Annotated in this window: 16 protein-coding genes and 1 tRNA gene; 9 read left to right on the top strand and 8 right to left on the bottom strand. The window is 65.3% G+C overall.

What is annotated here, in order from left to right; all coding sequences use genetic code 11:
* Window positions 1-612: 612 nt before the first annotated feature.
* Both G6N77_RS07985 and G6N77_RS07980 read left to right on the top strand, forming a co-directional pair.
* On the top strand, window positions 613-2,991 hold the full coding sequence (locus G6N77_RS07985) for a glycoside hydrolase family 95 protein (protein WP_165181491.1): 2,379 nt from the start codon (window positions 613-615) through the stop codon (window positions 2,989-2,991).
* Window positions 2,988-4,778, top strand: coding sequence for a right-handed parallel beta-helix repeat-containing protein (locus G6N77_RS07980; RefSeq protein ID WP_165181490.1), 1,791 nt, complete (start codon window positions 2,988-2,990; stop codon window positions 4,776-4,778). Before G6N77_RS07985 ends, G6N77_RS07980 begins: the two co-directional genes overlap by 4 nt.
* Window positions 4,779-4,907: 129 nt before the next feature.
* On the opposite strand, the gene G6N77_RS07975 is transcribed toward G6N77_RS07980, so the two are convergent.
* From G6N77_RS07975 to G6N77_RS07955, 5 genes are read right to left on the bottom strand one after another with little or no spacing between them, the layout of a single operon-like run.
* The gene (locus G6N77_RS07975; protein WP_262455283.1) at window positions 4,908-5,807 is read right to left on the bottom strand and encodes an amidohydrolase family protein; all 900 of its coding nucleotides are present in this window, start codon (window positions 5,805-5,807) and stop codon (window positions 4,908-4,910) included.
* Window positions 5,800-6,768, bottom strand: coding sequence for an aldo/keto reductase (locus tag G6N77_RS07970; protein WP_165181489.1), 969 nt, complete (start codon window positions 6,766-6,768; stop codon window positions 5,800-5,802). The genes G6N77_RS07975 and G6N77_RS07970 overlap by 8 nt, the downstream gene beginning before the upstream one ends.
* Window positions 6,765-7,076, bottom strand: a complete 312-nt coding sequence (locus tag G6N77_RS07965; protein ID WP_165181488.1) for an L-rhamnose mutarotase — start codon at window positions 7,074-7,076, stop codon at window positions 6,765-6,767. The genes G6N77_RS07970 and G6N77_RS07965 overlap by 4 nt, the downstream gene beginning before the upstream one ends.
* Window positions 7,076-8,392 carry an alpha-L-fucosidase gene (locus G6N77_RS07960; protein ID WP_476855470.1) on the bottom strand — a complete coding sequence of 439 codons (1,317 nt, stop codon included), beginning with the start codon at window positions 8,390-8,392 and terminating at the stop codon, window positions 7,076-7,078. Before G6N77_RS07960 ends, G6N77_RS07965 begins: the two co-directional genes overlap by 1 nt.
* Window positions 8,393-8,396: 4 nt before the next feature.
* Window positions 8,397-9,740 carry an L-fuconate dehydratase gene (locus G6N77_RS07955; protein ID WP_165181487.1) on the bottom strand — a complete coding sequence of 448 codons (1,344 nt, stop codon included), beginning with the start codon at window positions 9,738-9,740 and terminating at the stop codon, window positions 8,397-8,399.
* A gap of 210 nt (window positions 9,741-9,950) precedes the next feature.
* On the opposite strand from G6N77_RS07955, the gene G6N77_RS07950 reads away from it, so the two are divergent.
* Together G6N77_RS07950 and G6N77_RS07945 are read left to right on the top strand one after the other, a co-directional pair.
* Complete coding sequence (locus tag G6N77_RS07950; protein ID WP_165181486.1) at window positions 9,951-10,895, top strand: fumarylacetoacetate hydrolase family protein; 945 nt, start codon at window positions 9,951-9,953, stop codon at window positions 10,893-10,895.
* Entirely contained in the window at window positions 10,896-11,654 is a 759-nt protein-coding gene (locus G6N77_RS07945) for an SDR family NAD(P)-dependent oxidoreductase (protein WP_165181485.1), read from the top strand.
* 214 nt (window positions 11,655-11,868) lie between these two features.
* Here the strand turns inward: G6N77_RS07945 and G6N77_RS07940 are convergent, their stop codons facing one another.
* Entirely contained in the window at window positions 11,869-14,091 is a 2,223-nt protein-coding gene (locus G6N77_RS07940) for a RecQ family ATP-dependent DNA helicase (protein WP_165181484.1), read from the bottom strand.
* A 139-nt stretch (window positions 14,092-14,230) separates the two neighbouring features.
* On the opposite strand from G6N77_RS07940, the gene G6N77_RS07935 reads away from it, so the two are divergent.
* The 4 genes from G6N77_RS07935 to G6N77_RS07920 all read left to right on the top strand — a co-directional run bounded on the left by G6N77_RS07935 (window position 14,231) and on the right by G6N77_RS07920 (window position 17,850).
* Complete coding sequence (locus tag G6N77_RS07935) at window positions 14,231-15,643, top strand: phosphomannomutase/phosphoglucomutase (RefSeq protein WP_165181483.1); 1,413 nt, start codon at window positions 14,231-14,233, stop codon at window positions 15,641-15,643.
* Window positions 15,644-15,662: 19 nt separating this feature from the next.
* Window positions 15,663-16,109: a hypothetical protein gene (locus G6N77_RS07930; protein WP_165181482.1), complete on the top strand. Its 447-nt coding sequence runs from the start codon at window positions 15,663-15,665 to the stop codon at window positions 16,107-16,109.
* Between the two features lie 3 nt (window positions 16,110-16,112).
* Window positions 16,113-16,556: an RrF2 family transcriptional regulator gene (locus tag G6N77_RS07925; protein ID WP_165181481.1), complete on the top strand. Its 444-nt coding sequence runs from the start codon at window positions 16,113-16,115 to the stop codon at window positions 16,554-16,556.
* 121 nt (window positions 16,557-16,677) lie between these two features.
* The gene (locus G6N77_RS07920) at window positions 16,678-17,850 is read left to right on the top strand and encodes a globin domain-containing protein (RefSeq protein WP_165181480.1); all 1,173 of its coding nucleotides are present in this window, start codon (window positions 16,678-16,680) and stop codon (window positions 17,848-17,850) included.
* A 66-nt stretch (window positions 17,851-17,916) separates the two neighbouring features.
* Here G6N77_RS07920 and G6N77_RS07915 read toward each other — a convergent pair whose 3' ends face one another.
* On the bottom strand, window positions 17,917-19,761 hold the full coding sequence (locus G6N77_RS07915) for a phosphoenolpyruvate carboxykinase (GTP) (protein WP_240901773.1): 1,845 nt from the start codon (window positions 19,759-19,761) through the stop codon (window positions 17,917-17,919).
* A gap of 267 nt (window positions 19,762-20,028) precedes the next feature.
* On the opposite strand from G6N77_RS07915, the gene G6N77_RS07910 reads away from it, so the two are divergent.
* Window positions 20,029-20,101, top strand: a tRNA-Arg gene (locus tag G6N77_RS07910).
* Window positions 20,102-20,198: 97 nt separating this feature from the next.
* Here the strand turns inward: G6N77_RS07910 and G6N77_RS07905 are convergent.
* Window positions 20,199-20,957, bottom strand: coding sequence for an alpha/beta fold hydrolase (locus G6N77_RS07905; RefSeq protein ID WP_165181479.1), 759 nt, complete (start codon window positions 20,955-20,957; stop codon window positions 20,199-20,201).
* Window positions 20,958-20,979 lie beyond the last annotated feature (22 nt).

Genomic DNA, 20,979 nt, shown 5'->3' with positions numbered 1-20,979 from the left:
TTGCTTCTGCGCCATTGCAAAGGCTTCAACCGAGACTACGGGATGCATGGACACCGAACAACATGAACATCCGATGTTTTCACCTGTCTTCGTGAGATTTGGTCAAATTTAGACTCTGATCCAGATATTCATCCGATCTTATGCGAGATCGGACAAGTCCTTCCGGAACCTGCACCGGCAGCCAAGATCGCGGCCAGCGCCCTGGCCCGGCCAATTCCGCCCGAACGTCCACGCTGGAACAACCCGGAGGCGCTCCGCCACGTGGCAACTTGGCTTCCGCGGCCAGACCCGATCAATGACCATAGACATCCGACGATTTCTGTCCCTTCCTTTGGATTTTTTCCTCTCTTTGCCATATCCTGAGTGACATTGATCGAATATCCATGAATACATATGATGAATCATCGGCTCTTTGGCGGTCGCTTCGCATCAACGGACTCTCCAAGCTGCACCATCCGGCCAGCAGCCGATCGTCAGACAGCTCCAGATCTGAACACGCAAGCGCCAGGGACAGATGGCACCGGGCCGGCCCTGACACCGTTCCTTCCTGCCGACACGGACTTTGGGACCAGTAGCCCGCCGCCAACACTCCAAGAGAATTAGGTCATCACCATGTCGCACACACTCAGATACGACTCACCGGCTTCACAGTGGCTGGAAGCCCTTCCCCTGGGCAATGGTCACACCGGCGCGATGGTGCATGGCCGCCCGTGGCGTGAACTGATTCAACTCAATGACTCGACTGCATGGTCAGGAAGCCCCCTCAGCGAAGGCTCAAACGGACTCGTCCCCCGCGATGTTGCCGCCAGTGCACTCTCCCGTTCTCGACGCGCACTCTTTGCCGGTGACCATGCTGCCGCGCTGACCGAAGTCCAGCGCCTTCAGGGCCGGTATTCGCAGAGCTATCTGCCGTTCGCTGACCTCTGCGTCACTTCCTCGGTGACCGGCGACACCACCCCTAATTCAGGGTGTCAGACCAAAGTCACCGAGTTCTCGCGCACCCTGGATTTGCGCACTGGGGAACACGTGACCCGATACCTCATCGACGGCAGAGAAATGCGCATGTCGACCATCGTCTCCGCACCGGACGGTGTTCTGCAGATGAACATCGTCAGCCGGGTGCCGCTGACTCTCCAGATCGACATCCAAACTCAGCTTCGGGTTGTAACGAAAGCGGGCGCCGCGATGCGCACATCCCTCGACATGCTCATGCCCAGTGATGTCGCCCCGCCCTTCGAACGCGGGGAGGGTGTCAGCTACTCTGATGTGACCGGGGAAGCCATGCATGGCGTGGTCGTCGCTGGCTGGACCCACGACGGCGAGGCATGCGACGGGCCGCTCTTGGAAGCGAAGGGAGTCACCACTTGCACGATCGTGCTTGCAACCGAGACCGGCTTTACCGGATTCGGCAATCCGATCGACCAGGATGGGACTGCCGCCATGCAGCAGGCGGAGAAGCGGGTGACATGCGCTCTCGAAAGCGGCGCTAATTCTGTGCGGGCGCGCCAACGGAATGATCACCAAGCCCTGTACGATCGGGTGTTACTCAGCCTTGGCGGAGCCAGCCACGCCAAACATACCGGGCCCACCACCGCACTGATTGGCTCGTCGCAGCATGCCATCGATCTCACGTGTCTCCTCTTCCACTACGGCAGATACCTCCTCATCTCGTCGTCCCGGGCTGGCGGCGCTCCAGCCAACCTCCAAGGACTATGGAATGCGGAGCTCAGGCCTCCGTGGAGCTCGAATTACACCCTAAATATCAACACGGAAATGAATTACTGGCCCGCCGAGACCGCCAACCTCCGCGAATGCCTCCCGCCCTTGTTCGACCTCATCTCAGCACTTCGCAAAACTGGCAGCGACACTGCAAAACGGCTCTATGGTGCCCGCGGGTGGGTCGCCCACCACAACTCAGACCTATGGGCCTACACGTCCCCCGTGGGCATGGGGAGTGCAGATCCAGCATGGGCGTTTTGGCCTTTGGCATCAGCCTGGCTATGCCTGCACGTTTGGGAACACATCCGTTTCGGTGCCGATGAAGACTTCGCGCGGTCAACCGCATTTCCCATCATCCGGTCGGCATCCGAGTTCTACCTCGACTGGCTGTTCGAATTGCCGGACGGAACCCTCGGCACGGCCCCATCAACGTCGCCCGAAAACCACTTCGTGACGGCGGACGGCGTCCCCTCCGCCCTCGGCACTTCGTCGACCGCCGACCTGACGCTCATCAGGCTTTTGTTCGACGCACTCGAGGATCTCGCGGTGCGGTTCGACCTGTCAGCTGATGCCGTTGTGCAGGAGGTCCGGAGCATCCGGGGCCGTCTCACCGTTCCGGGCCCCGGCCGTAATGGCTTCATGCGCGAGTGGGCGGCGGACGATCCGCAGGCTGAGCCACAACACCGCCATTTGAGCCACTTGATCGACATTTTCCCTGGAAACGGAGATGCCGGCAACCAGAAAGCCGCCATCCGGAGCCTCGAAGATCGCGGCGATGACTCGACAGGCTGGTCCCTGGCATGGAAGCTGGTCATGCGCGCACGACTCGGCCAGCCCGACAAGGTAGCTGACCTGCTGCGGCTCTTCTTAAGGGCGGCACCCGCCAGCGTTGATGGCCAGCAGGGAGGGCTCTATCCGAATTTGTTCGCGGCCCATCCGCCGTTTCAGATCGACGGAAACTTTGGGTACGTCGCCGGGATCGCGGAGGTTCTCCTGCAGAGCCATGGCGCGGCGATCGAGCTCCTGCCTGCGCTCCCGCAGGATTGGCCGGCGGGGTCCGTTCGCGGACTTGTCGCACGGCCGGGTATCGTCGTCGATCTGGAGTGGGCGGGCAACGAGTCGGGCACACCCAGGCTGGTCTCTGCCCAATTGCGTTCCCGCGACGGAGATAGGCGGCATGATGTAAAGGTGGCCTTCTGCGGGGGCCATTGCCAAGTCGAGATCCTGCCGGGCACGACAGTCACGCTGACACCTTCGGACTTCGCTCGATGACCGCGCTGCCCGTCACTATTGACGTTACAAATTTCGGGGCAGACCCCGACGGGACGCTCGACTCCGCACCAGCGATCCGGGCGGCATTCGCACACGCCAGCCGGGCTGACGGCGCCACCGTGGTCAATTTCCCGCATGGGCGGTATGCGCTCTGGCCTGAGCACGCCGAAAAACGCGAACTCTACGTCTCCAACACTGTGGGGGACGACCAAAGCCATCGTGTAAAAACCATCGGAGTGCTCATCGAGAATGCCACGGACCTCACCGTCGTTGGAAATGAATCGACGCTCATATTTCACGGCTTGCAGACCACCATCGCTGTCATCGACTCGAAACGCATCAGTGTGACGGGCCTGGTGATCGACTTTGCCGTCCCGACCGTTGTCGACGCCACCGTCGTTGAAACCGGGCTCCAAGAGGGGCGGGCTTACCGGATTCTCTCCATTCCCGCCTCGAACCCGTTCCAAATCCATGGCAATTCGCTTGTCTGGCATGGCGGCACCAGCCCGCAGACGGGAGAGGAATACTGGTCGGGTCGAAATGGGCTCGAATACACCCAGGTGCATGACCCCAGGTCGCAGCGCACTTATCGCATCCCGCAGAATCCATTGTTCGAGGGTGTCGTCCGCATCTCAGGCTTGGGCGGACACCGGGTTCGCATCGACTACGAGACGGACCAGCCAAGCGACGACACCGGGCTTGTCTATCAAATGCGCAACATCACACGCGACCATCCCGGCATGCTGATCCTCGAGAGCGCCGACGTCACGTTGGAGCGGATGCGCGTGCACTTTTTGCATGGATTCGGAATCGTCGCCCAGCTGAGCCGCAATATCACCATAGACGCCCTGTCGTTTCAAACTCCCAAAGGAAGCGGTCGCAGCACCGCCGGATTCGCCGATTTCATCCAGCTGTCCAGCGTCGCCGGGGAGGTCGTGGTGCGGAACTGTGTCTTCGACGGACCGCACGACGATCCGATCAACATCCACGGCACTTATCTGCGCGTGGTTGGCCTGCCAAGCCCGCACTCTCTGACACTGAGATATGAGCATCATGAAACGGCTGGGTTCCCGCAGTTCTTCCCTGGAGACGAGGTTGAGATCGCCGACAGCCGAACCCTGCTGCCGGTGGCCGAGGGCATGACCGTTGTAGCGGTTGACGGTCCGTCGGGAAGAGACCACCAGCACGATCTGCGCACACTGACAATCGCCTTCGACCGGCCCCTGCCGGAGGTGGCGAATTTAGGCGAAGAGGCGCTGTCGCACCTTGTGGCGGAAAATGTCAGTTACACACCGAAGGTGACGATCTCAGGCAACCGATTTGCCAACATTCCGACCCGGGGGATTTTGGTGACCACCCGTCGTCCCGTTGTCATTGAGCGAAACCGGTTTGAGCGCATATCGATGGCCAGCATCTACATTTCGGCAGATGCGCAGGAGTGGTTCGAGTCCGGTCCGGTGCGTGACGTCAGTATCGCTGGCAACGAATTCGTTGATCCGTCAAGCCCTGTCATCCTGATCGAACCGACCAATGCGATCCTGGATCCAGGGCAACCGGTGCACGGCAGCATCCACATCACGGGAAATGTCTTCCAAGCCAATGAGGCGACACTTGTCGATGCCCGCAGCGTTTCTGAGCTGAGATTCGAGCGAAATCGAATCGAGTCCGGACCGCCCGCCGGCGAGCCGGACACGCCGACCTTCCGCCTGCGGGGAGTGCGGAGTGCGATGGTTGCGAACAACAGCTTACCTGCCGGCGTCTTACCGACAACTGAGACTGCTGGTTGACCCTCTGGGCTCAAGCCGGCGGATGAACCACGGCGAAAAGGCCCATGCCTCAGTGCACATTTCATTTCACGAACGCACGGAGGAAAGCGGAATGCCCCATGAAGTGCCCCATGTAACACGCAATTGCCCTCACATCTGAAGGTAGGCTCGCTCCGCAGTTCCATTCCACACAGCCGCAGCTTCACCTGCACTGAGCGTCCCAACGAGTTCCGAAACAGGACCCACCATCTCCGCATACGGCGCCCCCAGCAGGCTCACGGGCCAGTCGCCGCCGAACATGAGCCGGCTAGGCCCGAACGCTTCCAGGGCAATGTCCCAGACGTAATGCAGGGCGTCGGCCGTGTACAGGGCACCGTCGCAATGCAGCCCCGAAACCTTGGCCACGGTATTTGGCAGCGCGGCAACCGCCCGCAGCTGCCGCGCCCAAAGCTCCAGCTCCGCCGTCGAACCGGCCCGCGGCGGTTTCCCCAGGTGGTCCACCACCACCGTCAGCCCGGGGATTTCGGCGGCGAGAGCAGCAACCTGGCCCAGATGGCGCGGAAACGCATCCGGTACATCGAAGGGGATGCCTGCGGCTGCCAGCATTCGCAGGGATTCCCGCACGGCGGGCAGCTCCAGCACGTCCGGCCGGGGGTCGCCATGGACCAGGGTGCGCACGCCGCAATATTTGGGGTGTTCCCGCCACGTCTCCAATAGCTCGGCCGCGGCGGCCGGGTCCTCCAACGGCAGCCAGCCGACCACCCCGGCAATCCAGTCATGCCCGGCCGCGTTTTCCAGCATGGCCTCGGTGTCTGCGGCGGTGTCGTCCGCCTGGACCAGGATGGCGCGCTGCACGCCCGCCGAGGCCAGCGCCTGGCGGGCCTCGCCGGCGTCGTAGCTCCTGTTCAAGCTGCCGTGCTGCGGCCCCAGCCAGGAATACCGCCCCTCCCCCACTTCCCACAGGTGCAGGTGCGCATCGAGACGGACGACGCCGTCCCCCGCCTTGGGTGCGGTCCCGGCCAGGGCGGGGGTTGGGCCGGGCCTAGGCACGGACCAGCTCCGCGGCCAGCAGCCCGCGGTCCACCATGGCGCCCCACAGCCCGGCGGGAATGTCGGCAGCCATGCGCTGCGCCGTCTGCGTGATCTGGCCTGCGCCGGAGGCCCCCACCACCACGGAGCGAACCGCCGGGTGGCCGGCCGCGAATTGCAGGGCTGCGGCCGGGAGCTCCACGCCAAAGTCGGCGCAGCAGGCGGCCAGCGCCCTTGCACGGGCCAGAATGCCGGCCGGCGCGGGGGCGTAGTTATACATGGCACTGGAGGGCACCGCGGGCCGTGCCAGCAGGCCGGAATTGTAGACGCCCACGTTGACCACGCCCACGCCGCGTTCGGCACACAGCGGCAGCAGGTCCGCGGCAGCCGGCTGTTCCAGCAGCGTGTACCTGCCCGCCAGCATGATGAGATCCAGGTCTGCAGCCCGGACGCAATCACGCAGGGCGTCGGAAGAGTTGGCACCCACCCCGATGGCGCGCACCAGCCCCTCCCCACGAAGCTTCTCCAACGCCGGCAGGGCCTGGGCGATGCCGGCCTGGAGGTCGTAGAAGTCCGGATCGTGCAGGTAGGCAATGTCGATCCGGTCCAGGCCCAGGCGCTCCAGGGAATCCTCAATGCTGCGTCGGATGCCGGCCTCCGACGGGTCCCAGCGGCGCTCGGTGTCGGCTGGCACGTCAAAACCCTGCGTGTCGCGGGCGCCGGACGGGTTGTCCACGGCTTCCAGGATCCGCCCCACCTTCGTGGAGATGACAAATTCGTTCCGTGGTTTCGTAGCCAGGAATGAACCCACGCGGCGCTCGGACAGGCCCAGGCCGTAGTGTGGGGCGGTGTCGAAGTACCTGATGCCCGCGTCCCACGCGGCACCCAAGGTGGCGGCAGCAACGGCGTCGTCCATGGCGCGGTACAGGTTGCCGATGCCGGCGGCGCCAAAACCCAGCCGGCCCAGCTCCGGCAGGGTCATGGGAGGCCCCAGACCTTGGCCAGGCCCAGGTCGTCACCGGAGTAGTCGTCCTCCACCTCGAGCAGTTCCGCCATGACCGCCTGCCACGCGATGTTCACGGGGTTCGCGGCCAGTTCCCGGCGCATGGCCTGGTAGTCCGCCACCTCCACCACGTGGAAGAGCTCGCGGCCGGTGCGCCAGATGTCCCAGCCGGTGACTCCTGCGGCCCGGAGGGCGGCGTCGAGCTCGTCACTGATCCGGGCGTGGACGGCGTCGTATTCGGCCTCCTTTCCGGCCTTGAGGCGGGTGTGCAGGGCGATCTTCTGCATTAGATGTCACTTTCTTCGATGAGAAACAGCTCGATGACGGGCACCACCGCGTTGGGACGCTGTATGGGCAGCTTGAGCGTTAGGGTCCCGGGAGCCTGCCCGGCCGGCGTCATGTTCCCTGCTTCCTGGTCCGCATCCAGCACCGACATGGCCACCTCGGAGGCATCGCCCAACAACTGCGCATAGGCCACCTTTCCTGCCAGTCCGGGCAGGTGGAGGTGCTCAAAGGGCCATGCGAAAAGGTGCACGTACAGGCGGTTGCCGCGGCGCGTGTACCGGCAGTCCTGTGGCGGCACCAGGGCCGATGCCCCGGCGCCGTAAATGGACCGGCCGTGGACGCGCAGCCACTCGCCCATGCCGGCCAGCGTCTCCCGGGCGCGCACATCAATCTCACCCCGGGCCGTGGGGCCCACGTTGAGCAGCAGGTTCCCGCCCTTGGCAACACCGTCAACCAGCATTCGCACCAGCAGGTCCGCCGGCTTGTAGTCGAGGTTGTCCCGGTCGTAGCCCCAGCTGCCATTGAGCGTCTGGCAAGCCTCCCAGGGCACTTCCCGGCCGCCGCTCATCATGGCACCGGCGGGCTGGTACTGCTCGGGCGTCACAAAGTCTCCGGGGATGTCCAGTCGGTCGTTGACGATGATTCCCGGTTGCAGCTCCCGAACCATGGCCATGAGCTCCTCGGAACCCCAGTCCTTGCGGCCCTTGCCAGGGAACTTGTCCCCCGCCGGGACGGTGCCGCCGGCGTTGGGATAGGAGAAGTCGAAAAAGAGGTAGTCAATCTGGCCGTAGTTGCTCAACAGCTCACGCACCTGGCCGTGCAGGTAGGCCCGGTACCTGGCCATGTCGCGGGTCTTGTTGATCTCCCCTGCGTCCGGACGGTCCCTGTCCGGATGAAACGCGTCAATCGGGAAGTCCGGGTGGTGCCAGTCAATGAGCGAGTGATAGAAGCCCACCTTCAGCCCGGCCTCCCTCAGCGCCTCAACGTAGGGTCCCAGCAGGTCCCGTCCACAGGGCGTGTTGGGGGCCTTGTACTCCGTAAGCGCCGTATCCCACAGGCAGAACCCCTCGTGGTGCTTGGTGGTCAGGACCACGTATTTCATGCCGGCCGCCTTGGCCGCGGCAGCCCATTCACGCGGATCGTAGAGGTCCGGGTCAAAGTGGTCAAAGTACTTCCTGTACTTCGCCGCGGGGATCCGCTCGTGGTTCATGACCCATTCATGCCGGGCAGCCAGGGAGTACAGCCCCCAGTGCACAAACATGCCAAAGCGGGCTTCCGTGAACCAGGGCGCGTGGTCTATCTGCACTTGCTGCTGCACCGTCTTAAACCGCTTCCGTCAGGGCCCCGGGGGCCGCCTGCGCTTGGGCGTCGTCGCGCCAGAATTTCCCGTCGGGGAAAGTGTATTCCGCGATCGAGGCCCCCTGCATTTCACTGCCACCACCCGGTGCGGACGGCGGCCAGTAGCAGCCTCCGTGGACGTCGATGGGTACCACGAAGTGTTCGTGCAGGTGGTCAACAAACTCGATCATGCGGCCCTCCTTGGTGCCGGAGACGGCCACGAAGTCGAACATCGAAAGGTGCTGGACCGCCTCGCACAGGCCCACGCCGCCGGCATGCGGGCACACGCGCACCCCGAACTTGGCAGCAAGCAGCAGGATGGCCACGTTCTCGTTGACCCCGGCCACACGTGCGGCGTCAATCTGGAGCACCTGCAGGGCATCCGCCTGCAGCATCTGCTTGAACACAATCCTGTTCTGCACATGTTCGCCCGTGGCGACCGGGATGGGGGCCACGCCGCGCGCAATCGCCGCGTGCCCCAGGATGTCGTCCGGGCTGGTGGGCTCCTCGACCCAGGCAATGTCAAAGCTTGCCAGGTGCGTTATCCACTCAATGGCCTCGGCCACGCCCCAACGCTGGTTGGCGTCGACGGCAATCTTGATGCCGGGCCCGACGGCGGCGCGGGCCGTTTGCAGCCGCCTCACGTCGTCCGCCAAGTCGGCCCCGACCTTGAGCTTGATCTGCTTGAACCCGTCGGCGACCGCTTCGCGGGCCAGGCGTGCCAGCTTCTCATCAGAGTAGCCCAGCCAGCCGGGTGTGGTGGTGTACCCGGGGTATCCCTCAGCCAGCAGCCTTGCGGTGCGTTCGGCCCGGCCGGGCTCCGCCGCACGCAGGATGTCCAGGGCTTCGCCGGGGGTGAGCGCGTCCGTGAGGTACCGGAAGTCCACCAACTCGACCAGTTCCTCAGGGGTCATGGTGGCCAGCAGCTGCCACAGGGGCAAGCGGGCCCGTTTCGCCTTCAAATCCCAGAGCGCATTGATGACGGCCCCAATGGCCATGTGCATAACGCCCTTTTCCGGCCCCAGCCAGCGAAGCTGTGAATCGTGGGCCAGCAGTTTCCAGGTGGCGCCCATGTCCGCCAGCAATTCCTCTGCATTGCGCCCCAACAGGTAGGGGGTCAGTGCCGAGATGGCTGCCGTTTCCACATCGTTGCCGCGACCGATGGTGAACACAAAACCGTGGCCTTCGAGGCCGTCTTCGCTGTCCGTCACCACGCGCACATAGGCTGCGGAGTAGTCCGGATCCGGGTTCATGGCATCCGATCCGTCCAGCTCCCGGGACGTCGGAAACCGGACGTCGCTGGTCTCCACGGCGATGACTGTACTCACGTATTGGCTCCTCAAAAAGTTCTCCCGGACCGACGGTCCTTGAAACCAGCTAAACATCGGATGTTTTGCATGTCAAGATTGTTCCAAGTACGCAAAAACTTGAAACTTGTGGGTAAAGTGGCTAAAAAGCTCAGATGTTAAGGACCGTCTCTGGTCCTTGGCCCAGAATCCCCGGCCCCGAGGCCGGGGCCGTTGTAAGGAAAGTATCCGATGAAGATTGCACGTCTTGGCGAGCCCGGGCTGGAAGTTCCCGTCGCGATCACCGCCGGGCCCGACGGCGTGGAGCGCAGCTACGATGCCCGCGCCGTCACGTCCACCATTGACGGCGCGTTCCTGGCCGGCGGCGGGATCGACAAGCTCCGCGCCGCCGCCGCGCGCGGCGAACTCCCCGTCCTGGCAGGCGCCGCCGCCCTGCGGGTTGCCTCCCCGCTGGCCCGGCCCAACAACGTGGTCTGCATCGGCATGAACTACGCCGCGCACGCCGCGGAGTCCGGCGCCGAACCGCCCACCATCCCGGTGGTGTTCCTCAAGCCCAACAACACCGTCGCCGGGCCCTTTGACCCCGCACCCATCCCCCCGCTCTCGGCCAAATACGACTGGGAAGTGGAACTGGGCGTGGTGATCGGGCGCGAGGCCAGCTACCTGGCCAGCGTGGAGGAAGCCGCCAGCGTGGTGGCCGGGTACCTGATCGCCAACGACCTCTCCGAACGCGAATACCAGCTCCCCGGCGCCGCCGGCCAGTGGACCAAGGGCAAGTCCCTGCCCCAGTCCACCCCCCTGGGCCCCTGGCTGGTCCCCGCCTCCGACGTCGACGCGAACACGCTCCAACTCAAAAGCTGGGTCAACGGCGAACCCCGCCAGGACTCCAACACCGCCGACCTCATCTTCGACGTCCCCACCCTCATCCACCACCTCAGCCACTACATGCTCCTGGAACCCGGCGACGTCATCCTCACCGGCACCCCCGAGGGCGTGGCCCTCTCCGGCCGCTTCCCCTACCTCCAGGATGGCGACGTCGTGGAACTGGAAATCACCGGACTGGGCCGCCAACGCCAGCAATTCTTCCGGGCTGGCACGGCCGCCCCGACACCACCCCCCGCCGCAACCCCCACCGCAACCACCGCCCCCGCACCCGCACCCCTGAAAGGGGCATAAATGAGCCAGGAACTGAGCAACCTCACCGCCGTCGTCACCGGCGGCGCGTCCGGCATCGGCGCCGCCATCGCCGCCAAACTCCAGGCCATGGGCGCGAACATCGCCGTCCTGGACCTCAACCCCGCCAACCTGCCCGAAGGCCAGCTCGGCTTCACCTGCGACGTCTCCAACGACGCCTCCGTCCGCGCCGCGATCGAGGGCACCGCCGCCGCGTTCGGGGGCGTGGACATCCTCATCAACAACGCCGGCATCGGCGCCCAGGGCACCGTGGAATCCAACGACGACCAGGAATGGCACCGCGTCTGGGACATCAACGTCATCGGCATGGTCCGGGCCTCCCGGGCCGCCCTGCCACACCTGCGCAACTCCCCCGCCGCCGCGATCGTGAACACCTGCTCCATCGCCGCCACCGCCGGCCTCCCCCAACGCGCCCTCTACTCCGCCACCAAAGGCGCCGTGCTCTCCCTGACGCAGGCCATGGCCGCCGACCACCTCCGCGAAGGCATCCGCGTCAACGCCGTCAACCCCGGCACCGCCGACACCCCCTGGGTGGGCCGCCTGCTCGACTCCGCCGACGACCCCGCCGCCGAACGCGCCGCACTCAACGCCCGCCAACCCCACGGCCGCCTCGTCCAACCAGACGAAGTCGCCGGCGCCGTCGCCTACCTCGCCAGCCCCCTCTCCGGCTCCACCACCGGCACCTCTATCGCCGTCGACGGCGGCATGCAAGCCCTCCGCCTCCGCCCCGCCGGCGAGTAACCCTCCCTCAGAATTGGGTCACTTTCGCCCGACGCACGTGCAGTAACTGAGGGAGCCCCTCACACAAAACACCCCCGTTCGTGCGGGAGCGTCGGCCAAAACACCCCCATTCGTGCGGGAGCGTCTGGAGACATGTGGCGGCGAGTGTTTGGAACGCGGGCCATGCCGAGGCAACTGAAGTACCAGCCCCGGCAAATGCCGGCGCTGGCCCACGCTACCCGGCCTGGGCGAGCACCAGCGGAAGGACCTGGTCCACGCCGGCCAGGCGCAACGCGCGCCCCGCCACGGTCAGCGTCCAGCGGCTGTCGACGAGGTCGTCAATGAGCAGGACCGGCCCGCGGCCGTAAGAGGAAACGGCAGACGCCAGCTCGGGACCCACGACGATCCTGTCCCAGACTCCGGCCAGCCGGTAGGCGCTGTTGCCGCCGCGCTGGCCGCTGGGCCCGCCAAAATCGAGCGACAGCTCGCCGAGGTACGGCAGCTGCCCAATGCCGCACATGGCCTGGGCCAGCGAGCGCACCAGCTCCGGCTTGGTCCGGGAGGGCATGGAGACGACGGCCACGGGCCTCCCCTGCCCGGCCCAGCGCGCCTGCCCCCAATCCCGCAGCACCGCCACGACGGCCTGAACCATGGCAGGGTCAACGGGGCCATCCACGGCTCCTGCCGCAAAGATGCTGCGCAGGGCGTTGCCCCAGCCCAGGTCCGTCAACCTGGCCAGCACGCGCCCGGGCGCCACCTGTTCTTCCGCCTTGATCTTGCCCTTGACCGGAACGCCGAGCCTGTCCATGCCGGTGGGCCACAGGGTGCGAGGGTCGATGGGCAGGCCGGCGTGGCTGAGTGATTCGCTGGCAGCCGCCACGGCCCCCGTGCCAATGTCGGTGGGAAACCAACGCCCGGCGCATGAGTCGCAGCGCCCGCACGGCGCCGCCGTTGAATCATCCAGCGCCGCGGCCAGATACTCCATGCGGCACCCGGCCATCCTTTCGTACTCGATCATGGACTGCTGCTCGTCCACCCTGGCCTGCGCAATGCGCTCATAGCGCTGCGAGTCATATGTCCACGGCACTCCCGTAGACTCCCAGCCGCCGGACACGCGCCGCACGGCACCGTCCACTGCCAGGACCTTCAGCAGCAGTTCCAGGGGTGTGCGCCGCAGGTCAACCCGTGCCTCAAGCGCCGGTGTGGACATGGGCTTGCCTGCCTGCCCCAGCGTCTCCAGGACCGTCGATGCCTTCTCCGCTGAAGGCATCGACGCCGTGGCAAAGTACTGCCAAATGTCCGCATCCTCGCTGCCGGGCAGCAGCAGCACGTCGGCGTTGGCGCTGCCACGACCGGCACGCCCCACCTGCTGGTAGTACGCCACGGGCGACGACGGTGCCCCCAGGTGGATGACAAAGCCCAGGTCCGGCTTGTCAAACCCCATGCCGAGGGCGCTGGTGGCCACGAGTGCCTTGACCTGGTTGTTTTTCAGGGCCTCCTCAAGGGACTCCCGTTCCATGGTGTCCGTGCGACCCGTGTACGCCTTGACCTCATGCCCGGCCTCGGCGAGCAACCGGGCGGTGTCTTCCGCGGCGGAAACTGTCAAGGTGTAAATGATGCCGCTTCCGGGAAGCTCCGCCAGATGGGTGAGCAGCCAGCCCAGCCGGTCGCGGGAGTCGGCGAGCCTCAACACCCCCAGGCGCAGCGACTTGCGCGCCAGCGGGCCGCGGATGGTAAATACACCGGCACCCAGCTGCTCCTCAATGTCAGCCACCACCCGCGAATTGGCCGTGGCCGTTGTAGCCAGCACGGGCACCGACGGCGGCAATTGGGCGATCAAGTCCGCAATGCGCCGGTAGTCCGGGCGGAAGTCGTGCCCCCAGTCGGAAATGCAATGGGCCTCGTCAATGACCAGCAGGCCGGTCCGCCGGATCAGCGTGGGCAGCTGATTTTCGCGAAAGGACGGGTTGGTCAGCCGCTCGGGGGACACGAGCAGCACGTCCACTTCGTCGGCTGCCAACGCCCGCGAGACCAGGTCCCATTCGGTGGCATTGGCGGAGTTGATGGCCATGGCCCGCACGCCGGCCCGTTCGGCGGCGGCGACCTGGTCCCGCATCAATGCCAGCAGCGGCGAGACAATCAGCGTGGGTCCGGCACCGCGGGCACGCAGCAACAGGGAGGAAACAAAGTAGACGGCCGATTTCCCCCAGCCGGTGCGCTGGACCACCAAAGCCCGGCGTCCGCCGTCGACCAGCGCCTCTATGGCCTCAAACTGGCCGTCGTGAAAATCGGCATCCGCACGCCCAACGAGCTTGCGCAGCACCACCAGCGCCTGGGCGCGCGTGGACCCGGCGTCCGCAACGGCATCACTTGCAGCGGCGCCGTCAAAGGTGGCGGCCTCAAAAGCAGTGCCGTCAAAAGTGGTGGACGGCTGGCCCGGGAACTGGTCTGGTGTCATGCACCCCAGTATTCCAGTGGGAACTGACAGACACCCCGCCACAAGGGCTCTGGGCAGCAATCTGTGGACAAGGGCACGCCTGTGGATAAACCCGCACGTATGCCCTGCGCTGTCGCACGGCGCCCGGTAGCATGGGGACGTGACTACTGCAGAGAATAACCCCGTTGACCTGTCCGCGTCGTTCAAGGCCTATGACGTGCGCGGCATTGTGGGCGAGACCATCACGGCCGCGTCCGTCCGGGCCGTGGGCGCCGCGTTTGTCGATGTGCTCGGGCTGAAGGGCGAAACGGTGCTGGTGGGCGGGGACATGCGCCCATCCTCCCTCGGATTCTCCCAGGCGTTTGCCGAAGGCGCCTCGGGCCGCGGCGCCAAGGTGCAGCTGCTGGGCTTGATTTCCACGGACGAGCTCTACTTTGCCTGTGGCGCGCTCAACGCGGCAGGGGCAGTGTTCACCGCCAGCCACAACCCCGCCACCTACAACGGCATCAAAATGGCCAAGGCCGGGGCTGTACCGGTCTCCTCCGAAACCGGACTCATGGACATCCGGGACCTGGCCCAGCAGTACCTCGCCGACGGCATCCCCGCCGGTGACGCCGGCACGGTCACGGACATCGACGTGCTGAAGAAGTACGCCGAATACCTGCGCTCCCTCGTGGACCTGAGCGGCTCCCGCCCGCTGAAGATTGTGGTTGACGCCGGCAACGGCATGGCCGGCATGACCACCCCCGCCGTCCTGGGGGACACGCTCCTGCCGGGCCTTCCCTTTGAGATCGTGCCCCTCTACTTTGAGCTGGACGGCACATTCCCGAACCACCCGGCCAACCCGCTGGAGCCGGCCAACCTGCTTGACCTGCAGGCCGCCGTCGTCAAGCACGGCGCTGACATCGGCCTGGCGTTCGACGGCGACGCGGACCGCTGCTTTGTCATTGACGAGCTCGGCGCCCCGGTGTCGCCGTCGGCAGTCACGGCCCTGGTGGCCCGCCGGGAGATTGCCCGGGCCAAGGGCCTGGGCGAGGAACGCCCCGCAGTCATCCACAACCTCATCACCTCCCGCGCCGTGCCGGAACTGATCAACCACGACGGCGGCCGGGCCGTGCGGACCCGCGTGGGGCACTCCTTCATCAAGGCCGTCATGGCCGCCGAAGGTGCCGTGTTTGGCGGCGAACACTCCGCCCACTACTACTTCCGCGACTTCTTCAACGCCGACACCGGCATGCTGGCCGCCATGCACGTCCTGGCCGCGCTGGGCGAGCAGGACGGGCCACTGTCCGAGCTGGGCCGCGAGTACGAGCCCTACGTCTCCAGCGGCGAAATCAACTCACAGCTGGCGGACGTGCCCGCCGCCGTCGCCCGGGTCCGTGCCGCCTACACGCGCGACGGCGTCGCGGTTGACGAGCTCGACGGCGTCACGTTCACCGCCACGGACGGGAGCTGGTGGTTCAACCTGCGCGCCTCCAACACCGAACCCTTCCTGCGCCTGAACGCCGAGGCCGTGGACGCCACCACCATGGCCGATGTGCGCGACGACGTCCTGGCCCTGGTCCGCCAGTAACACCCGCCCAAGGAGAACCGTGCACGACGCTGCAGAAACAGACGACACGCTGGTCCAGGGGGATCTGAACAAGCTGATCGGCACGGCCCTGGGCGTGGCCGGCGACCAGCTCGAAGCCCACGGGGCCTTCGTGCCGGTGGGCCTGGTGGTCGACAACGGCGGCAGCATCAGCCTCGTGGCCGTGGCGCCAAACTCCGTGGAGGGGGACGGCGAGGAAGAACTGAACGCCGACGCGATGATCGCGGACTTGTTTCAGGCCCTGTCCCAGCAAAAGGGCCAGAACCGGGCGGCCGCCGTCGTGTGCGACATCCACCTGCCTGACGACGCAACTGATGCCATCCATGTCATGGCCGAGCACAGCTCCGGCGTGGCCGTTTCGGCGGTGCGCCCCTACCGCCAGACACCGGACGGCTGGGAGTTTGCCGAGCCGTTCCTGGAACCCGGCGACGGGCAAATCTGGGCCTAGCCGGTGCGCATCAGTGCCTTCTCCGACGTCAGCCTCCGCGTGCTCATGCTGCTGTCCACCCAAACGGAGCTGCTGACCACGCGCGAGCTGGCGACGCTGGTGGGAACCCCGTACAACCATGTCAGCAAGGCCGTGCTGAAGCTGCGGCAGATGGGCCTGCTGCTTGCGATGCGCGGCCGCAGCGGAGGCGTGCGCATCTCCGCGAAGGGCCTTCAGGCAACCGTGGGCAGCGTGCTGCGGGTCCTGGATGACCACACGGATGTTGCAGCCTGTGAAGCCGCATCAGGTGATTGCCCCCTGGCGCACGGATGCGGGCTGCGCGGTGCCCTCAACCAGGCCCGCGAGGCATTTTACGCCTCGCTGGACAACGTGACGATATCCAGCCTGGCCGCCACCCCTCCTGCCGGACCGGTCTTCGTGACATTGCACACACGCCAAAACGGTTGAACCGCGCCATCCCGCGAACTTTTCTACGACTCGTAGAAATGGTTGGATTTATTTAACTTAAATGTCGCATTTCAAATGCTACTTTGGGGTTGTCACCACGACTTCCACCCAAGGAGTACAGATGCTTTCGCAAAAATCACGGCCCCTGATCGAAGCCACCCTTCCCTTGGTCGGGGCCCGGCTGGGCGCCATCACGCCGAACTTCTACCGCCGCATGTTCGCCGCCCGCCCCGAGCTTTTGGATGGCCTGTTCAGCCGTGCCAACCAAAGCAACGGCGAACAGCAGAAGGCCCTGGCGGGATCAATCGCCGGGTTCGCCTCCGCCCTGGTCGCCAATCCGGATCTCATCCCCGAGCAGATGCTCAGCCGAATTGCCCACAAGCACACCTCCCTGGGCATCACGGAGGACCAGTACCCGATCGTCTACAAGTACCTCTTCGAGGCCATCTCCGAAGAGCTCGCGGATGTCATCACCGCCGAGATCGCGGACGCCTGGACCGAAGTTTACTGGCTCATGGCCAACGCGCTCATCAAGATTGAAAAGGGCCTCTACGCCATCCAGGCCAATGACAAACTGTGGATGCCCTGGACAGTGGTGGAAAAGAATCCCGCCGGAACCGATTGCATGACCTTCGTGCTGGAACCGGCTGACCCCACCCCCGTCACTGTGGCCCGCCCCGGCCAATTTGTTTCGGTCAGGGTGGCCCTGCCGGACGGCCTGCTCCAGTGCCGCCAATATTCCCTGTCGGCAGATGTGGAATCCACCACCCGCCGCGTGTTCACCACCAAGCGCGACGACGGCGGCGAGGTCTCCCCCGTGCTGCACCGGGACATACGGGTGGGGGACGTAGTGGAGCTTTCCAACCCATACGGCGACGTGACCCTGGACGACGGCGACGGCCCGGTGGTGTTTGCAACGGCCGGGATTGGCTGCACCCCTTCGGCGTCGGCCCTGCGCCTCCTTGCCACGACCGGCTCAGACAGGGACGTCATGGTGCTCCATGCCGAGAAAAACCTCCAGGCATGGGCGCTGCGCGAGCAGATGACCCGCGACGTTGACGCGATAGACGGCGCCCGACTGCAGCTCTGGCTGGAGGAGCCGGCGGACGGGTTCAACAAGGGCTTCATGACGCTGGACGGCCTGGACATTCCGGCCGGCGCGTCCATGTATGTGTGCGGCCCGCTGCCGTTCATGAAGGCCATCCGCAGCCAGGCGCTCGACGCCGGCATCCCGGCCGCGAAGATCCACTACGAGGTGTTTGGCCCGGATCTCTGGCTGGCCGGGGCAAACTAGCCGCACACAAAGGGGCCCTGCCAGCGTCGACCACCGGTGGTCGACGCTGGCAGGGCCCCTTTGACGTTATGCTGCGAAGCGCTGCTTCAGGCCTTCGAGTTCGGCAGCCATTTCGGCCGGGAGCGAGTCGCCGAAGCGTGCGTACCACTCGTCAATGCCGGCCAGTTCGGCGTCCCATTCGCCCGCGTCGACCTTGAGTGCATCCGCCAGGTCCGACGGCGACACCTCCAGGCCGTCCAGGTCCAACGAGCCCTCGGCCGGGACAAAGCCAATGGGGGTCTCGACGGCGCCGGCCTTGCCCTCAATGCGCTCGATGGCCCATTTGAGCACGCGGCTGTTCTCACCGAAGCCCGGCCAGGCGAAGCCACCGGAGGAGGTGCGGCGGAACCAGTTGACCAGGAAGATCTTCGGCAGCCGGTCCGGATTGGCGTCTGCCGAGAGTTCGATCCAGTGCTTGAGGTAGTCGCCGGCGTCGTAGCCAATGAACGGCAGCATGGCCATGGGGTCCCGCCGGACCACGCCCACGGCACCGGTGGCGGCGGCCGTGGTTTCCGATGACAGCGTGGAGCCCAGGAAGATGCCGTGCGTCCAGTCACGCGCCTGCGTCACCAGGGGAATGGTGGTTTTGCGGCGGCCGCCGAACAGGATGGCGTTGATTTCCACGCCCTCCGGGGAGAAGTACTCCTGCGAAAGCATGTCCACCTGGGCGATGGGCGTGCAGAACCGGGAGTTGGGGTGTGCAGCCGGACGTCCGGAGCCGGGCGTCCAGCTGCTGCCCTGCCAGTCCGTCAGGTGGGCGGGGACCTGGTCGGTCATGCCCTCCCACCACACACCGCCGTCGTCGGTCAGGGCAACGTTGGTGAAGATGGAATTGCCCTTGGCAATGGCGGCCATGGCATTGGGGTTGGTGGACCAGCCGGTGCCGGGGGCCACGCCAAACAGGCCGGCTTCCGGGTTGACGGCGCGCAGCTCGCCTTCCTTGCCAAAGCGCATCCAGTTGATGTCATCGCCCAGGGTCTCGGCCTTCCAGCCCGGGACGGTGGGATCGAGCAGCGCCAGGTTGGTCTTGCCGCAGGCCGAGGGGAAAGCGGCTGCCACGTGGTAGCTCTTGTTTTCGGGGCTGGTGAGCTTGAGTATGAGCATGTGCTCCGCCAGCCAGCCCTCGTCGCGGGCCATGACGGAGGCAATGCGGAGGGCAAAGCACTTCTTGCCGAGCAGGGCGTTTCCGCCGTAGCCGGAGCCGTAGGAGAAAATGGAGCGTTCCTCGGGGAAGTGGACAATCCACTTCTCATCGCTGCACGGCCAGGCCACGTCCGCCTGGCCGGGCTCCAACGGGGCTCCGACGGAGTGGAGGGCGGGGACAAAGAATGCGTTGGTCTGCTCAATCTTGTGGAGCACATCGGCGCCAATGCGGGCCATGATGCGCATGGAGGCCACCACGTAGGCGGAGTCGGTAATTTCAACACCAAACTTGGGGTCCTCGGCGTCGAGCGGGCCCATGACGAACGGAATGACGTACATGGTCCGGCCGCGCATGCTGCCGGCGAAGCGGTCCTTCAGGATCGCCTTCATTTCCGCCGGATCCATCCAGTTGTTGGTGAAGCCGGCGTCGCGCTCCTTTTCGGAGCAGATGAAGGTGCGGCCCTCAACGCGGGCCACGTCCTTGGGGTCCGAGAACGCGGCGAAGGAATTGGGGAACAGTTCCGGATTGAGCCTGGTCAGGGTTCCCGCGTCCACCAGTTCACCCGTCAGGGCTGCATACTCCGCCGCAGACCCGTCAACCCAGTGGATGTTCTCCGGCTGGGTAAGCCCTGCAATTTCCGCGACCCACGCGGCCAGGCCTGCGTGGGTGGTCATTGCCTGCTCAACAGAATCCTGCACTGGCGCGTGGCCCATCATGTATCCCTTCATTGGGTCAGTCAGTTGGTGTGCTCTAAATGTTATGGCCCGGAACCGCCGGTTTTCGGGCGTTGGATATGGGATGTACAGCGGAGTCGAGGGACAAAAGTGCCTAGAATCAGGGAAAGTTGAACGGACTTGATGGCAAGTTTTGTGATGTAGATCACCTAGACCGGTCTAGTGCTTGGGAACACTGTACGTTCGATTTGTACACACAGGCATTGTAGGGTTAGAGTTATTCACGGCCCGAGGGCCGGAAACAAAAAAGAAACAGAATATGCGTGCGTAGCTCAACGGATAGAGCATCTGACTACGGATCAGAAGGTTGGGGGTTCGAATCCCTTCGCGCGCACTTCGAGAAAAGCGGTCCACTAAGGTGGGCCGCTTTTCGTTGTAATGGCCGCCACCCATTGGCAGCAGCGTAGAGCGGCGCGGACGGCCCCAGCCCTTCAGCCCGGGCGAACAGCGCCCACATGTGCGGCGATGTACCCTGCCACGGCCGAACCGTCCTTGACCATGGTTTCGTGACCGCGGCCGGCCACCTCAACCATGGTGGCGCCCGGGATCATGGCGGTGGCTTCCTCCACCCAGCCGCGCGGGCAGACCCGGTCGCGGCTGCCGCGAACCACCAGCGTGTGGGCCCGGATGCGCGGGAGCGTTTCCGCCATGGGGTGCTCCAGCATGCTGCCCAGTTTTTTGAGGATCCAGCGCGGGCCGGCCTTGGCGTAATTTACCAGCCCGACGCCGATCACGCGGGGGCTTTCGCCGAAGAGGTCCTGCGCCATGCGCCAGAGCTGCCATGGCGCTGTGTGCTCGTGCACGTTGACCGTAGGGGCAATCAGCACCACCTCCGGGAACATTTCGGGGCGTTGCGCCGCCGCCTCGGCCACCACTTGGGCGCCCATGGAGTGACCCACCAGCACGGTCCCGACCAGCCCCTCGACCCTGACAAAGTCAATGACCACCCGGCCCAGCTCCGCCATGGTGAGGGACATTTCCGGCTCCGGCGCATCGCCAAACCCGGGCAGGTCCACCGCCACCACCCGGCCGAACCCCGCAAGTGCCGCGCCCAGGCTGGCAAAGTAGGAGGCGCCCATGCCGATGCCGTGCACCAGCAGGAACGTCCGTTCCGCCGTCCGTTCCGCCGCCCGGCCGGTGTCCGTGGAGACCACCTCGTGCCCGCCGGCAACCACTTTCCGCACTTTCATAGTGCCAGTATGGCTGAGCGCC

Origin of the sequence: Arthrobacter silviterrae (assembly GCF_011045165.1) — a bacterium.
Lineage (GTDB): Bacteria > Actinomycetota > Actinomycetes > Actinomycetales > Micrococcaceae > Specibacter > Specibacter silviterrae.
The sequence above is the reverse complement of the archived record's forward strand: the minus strand, read 5'-3'. Positions and strand labels throughout refer to the sequence as shown.

Bases quoted from the DNA above. Each gene is read 5' to 3' on its own strand.
- G6N77_RS07945 (WP_165181485.1), top strand. From the start codon at position 10,896: ATGAGCCAGGAACTGAGCAACCTCACCGCCGTCGTCACCGGCGGCGCG.
- G6N77_RS07970 (WP_165181489.1), bottom strand. From the start codon at position 6,768: ATGACCCTGCCGGAGCTGGGCCGGCTGGGTTTTGGCGCCGCCGGCATC.
- G6N77_RS07985 (WP_165181491.1), top strand. From the start codon at position 613: ATGTCGCACACACTCAGATACGACTCACCGGCTTCACAGTGGCTGGAA.
- G6N77_RS07940 (WP_165181484.1), bottom strand. From the start codon at position 14,091: ATGACACCAGACCAGTTCCCGGGCCAGCCGTCCACCACTTTTGACGGC.
- G6N77_RS07980 (WP_165181490.1), top strand. From the start codon at position 2,988: ATGACCGCGCTGCCCGTCACTATTGACGTTACAAATTTCGGGGCAGAC.
- G6N77_RS07965 (WP_165181488.1), bottom strand. From the start codon at position 7,076: ATGCAGAAGATCGCCCTGCACACCCGCCTCAAGGCCGGAAAGGAGGCC.
- G6N77_RS07905 (WP_165181479.1), bottom strand. From the start codon at position 20,957: ATGAAAGTGCGGAAAGTGGTTGCCGGCGGGCACGAGGTGGTCTCCACG.
- G6N77_RS07915 (WP_240901773.1), bottom strand. From the start codon at position 19,761: ATGAAGGGATACATGATGGGCCACGCGCCAGTGCAGGATTCTGTTGAG.
- G6N77_RS07920 (WP_165181480.1), top strand. From the start codon at position 16,678: ATGCTTTCGCAAAAATCACGGCCCCTGATCGAAGCCACCCTTCCCTTG.
- G6N77_RS07950 (WP_165181486.1), top strand. From the start codon at position 9,951: ATGAAGATTGCACGTCTTGGCGAGCCCGGGCTGGAAGTTCCCGTCGCG.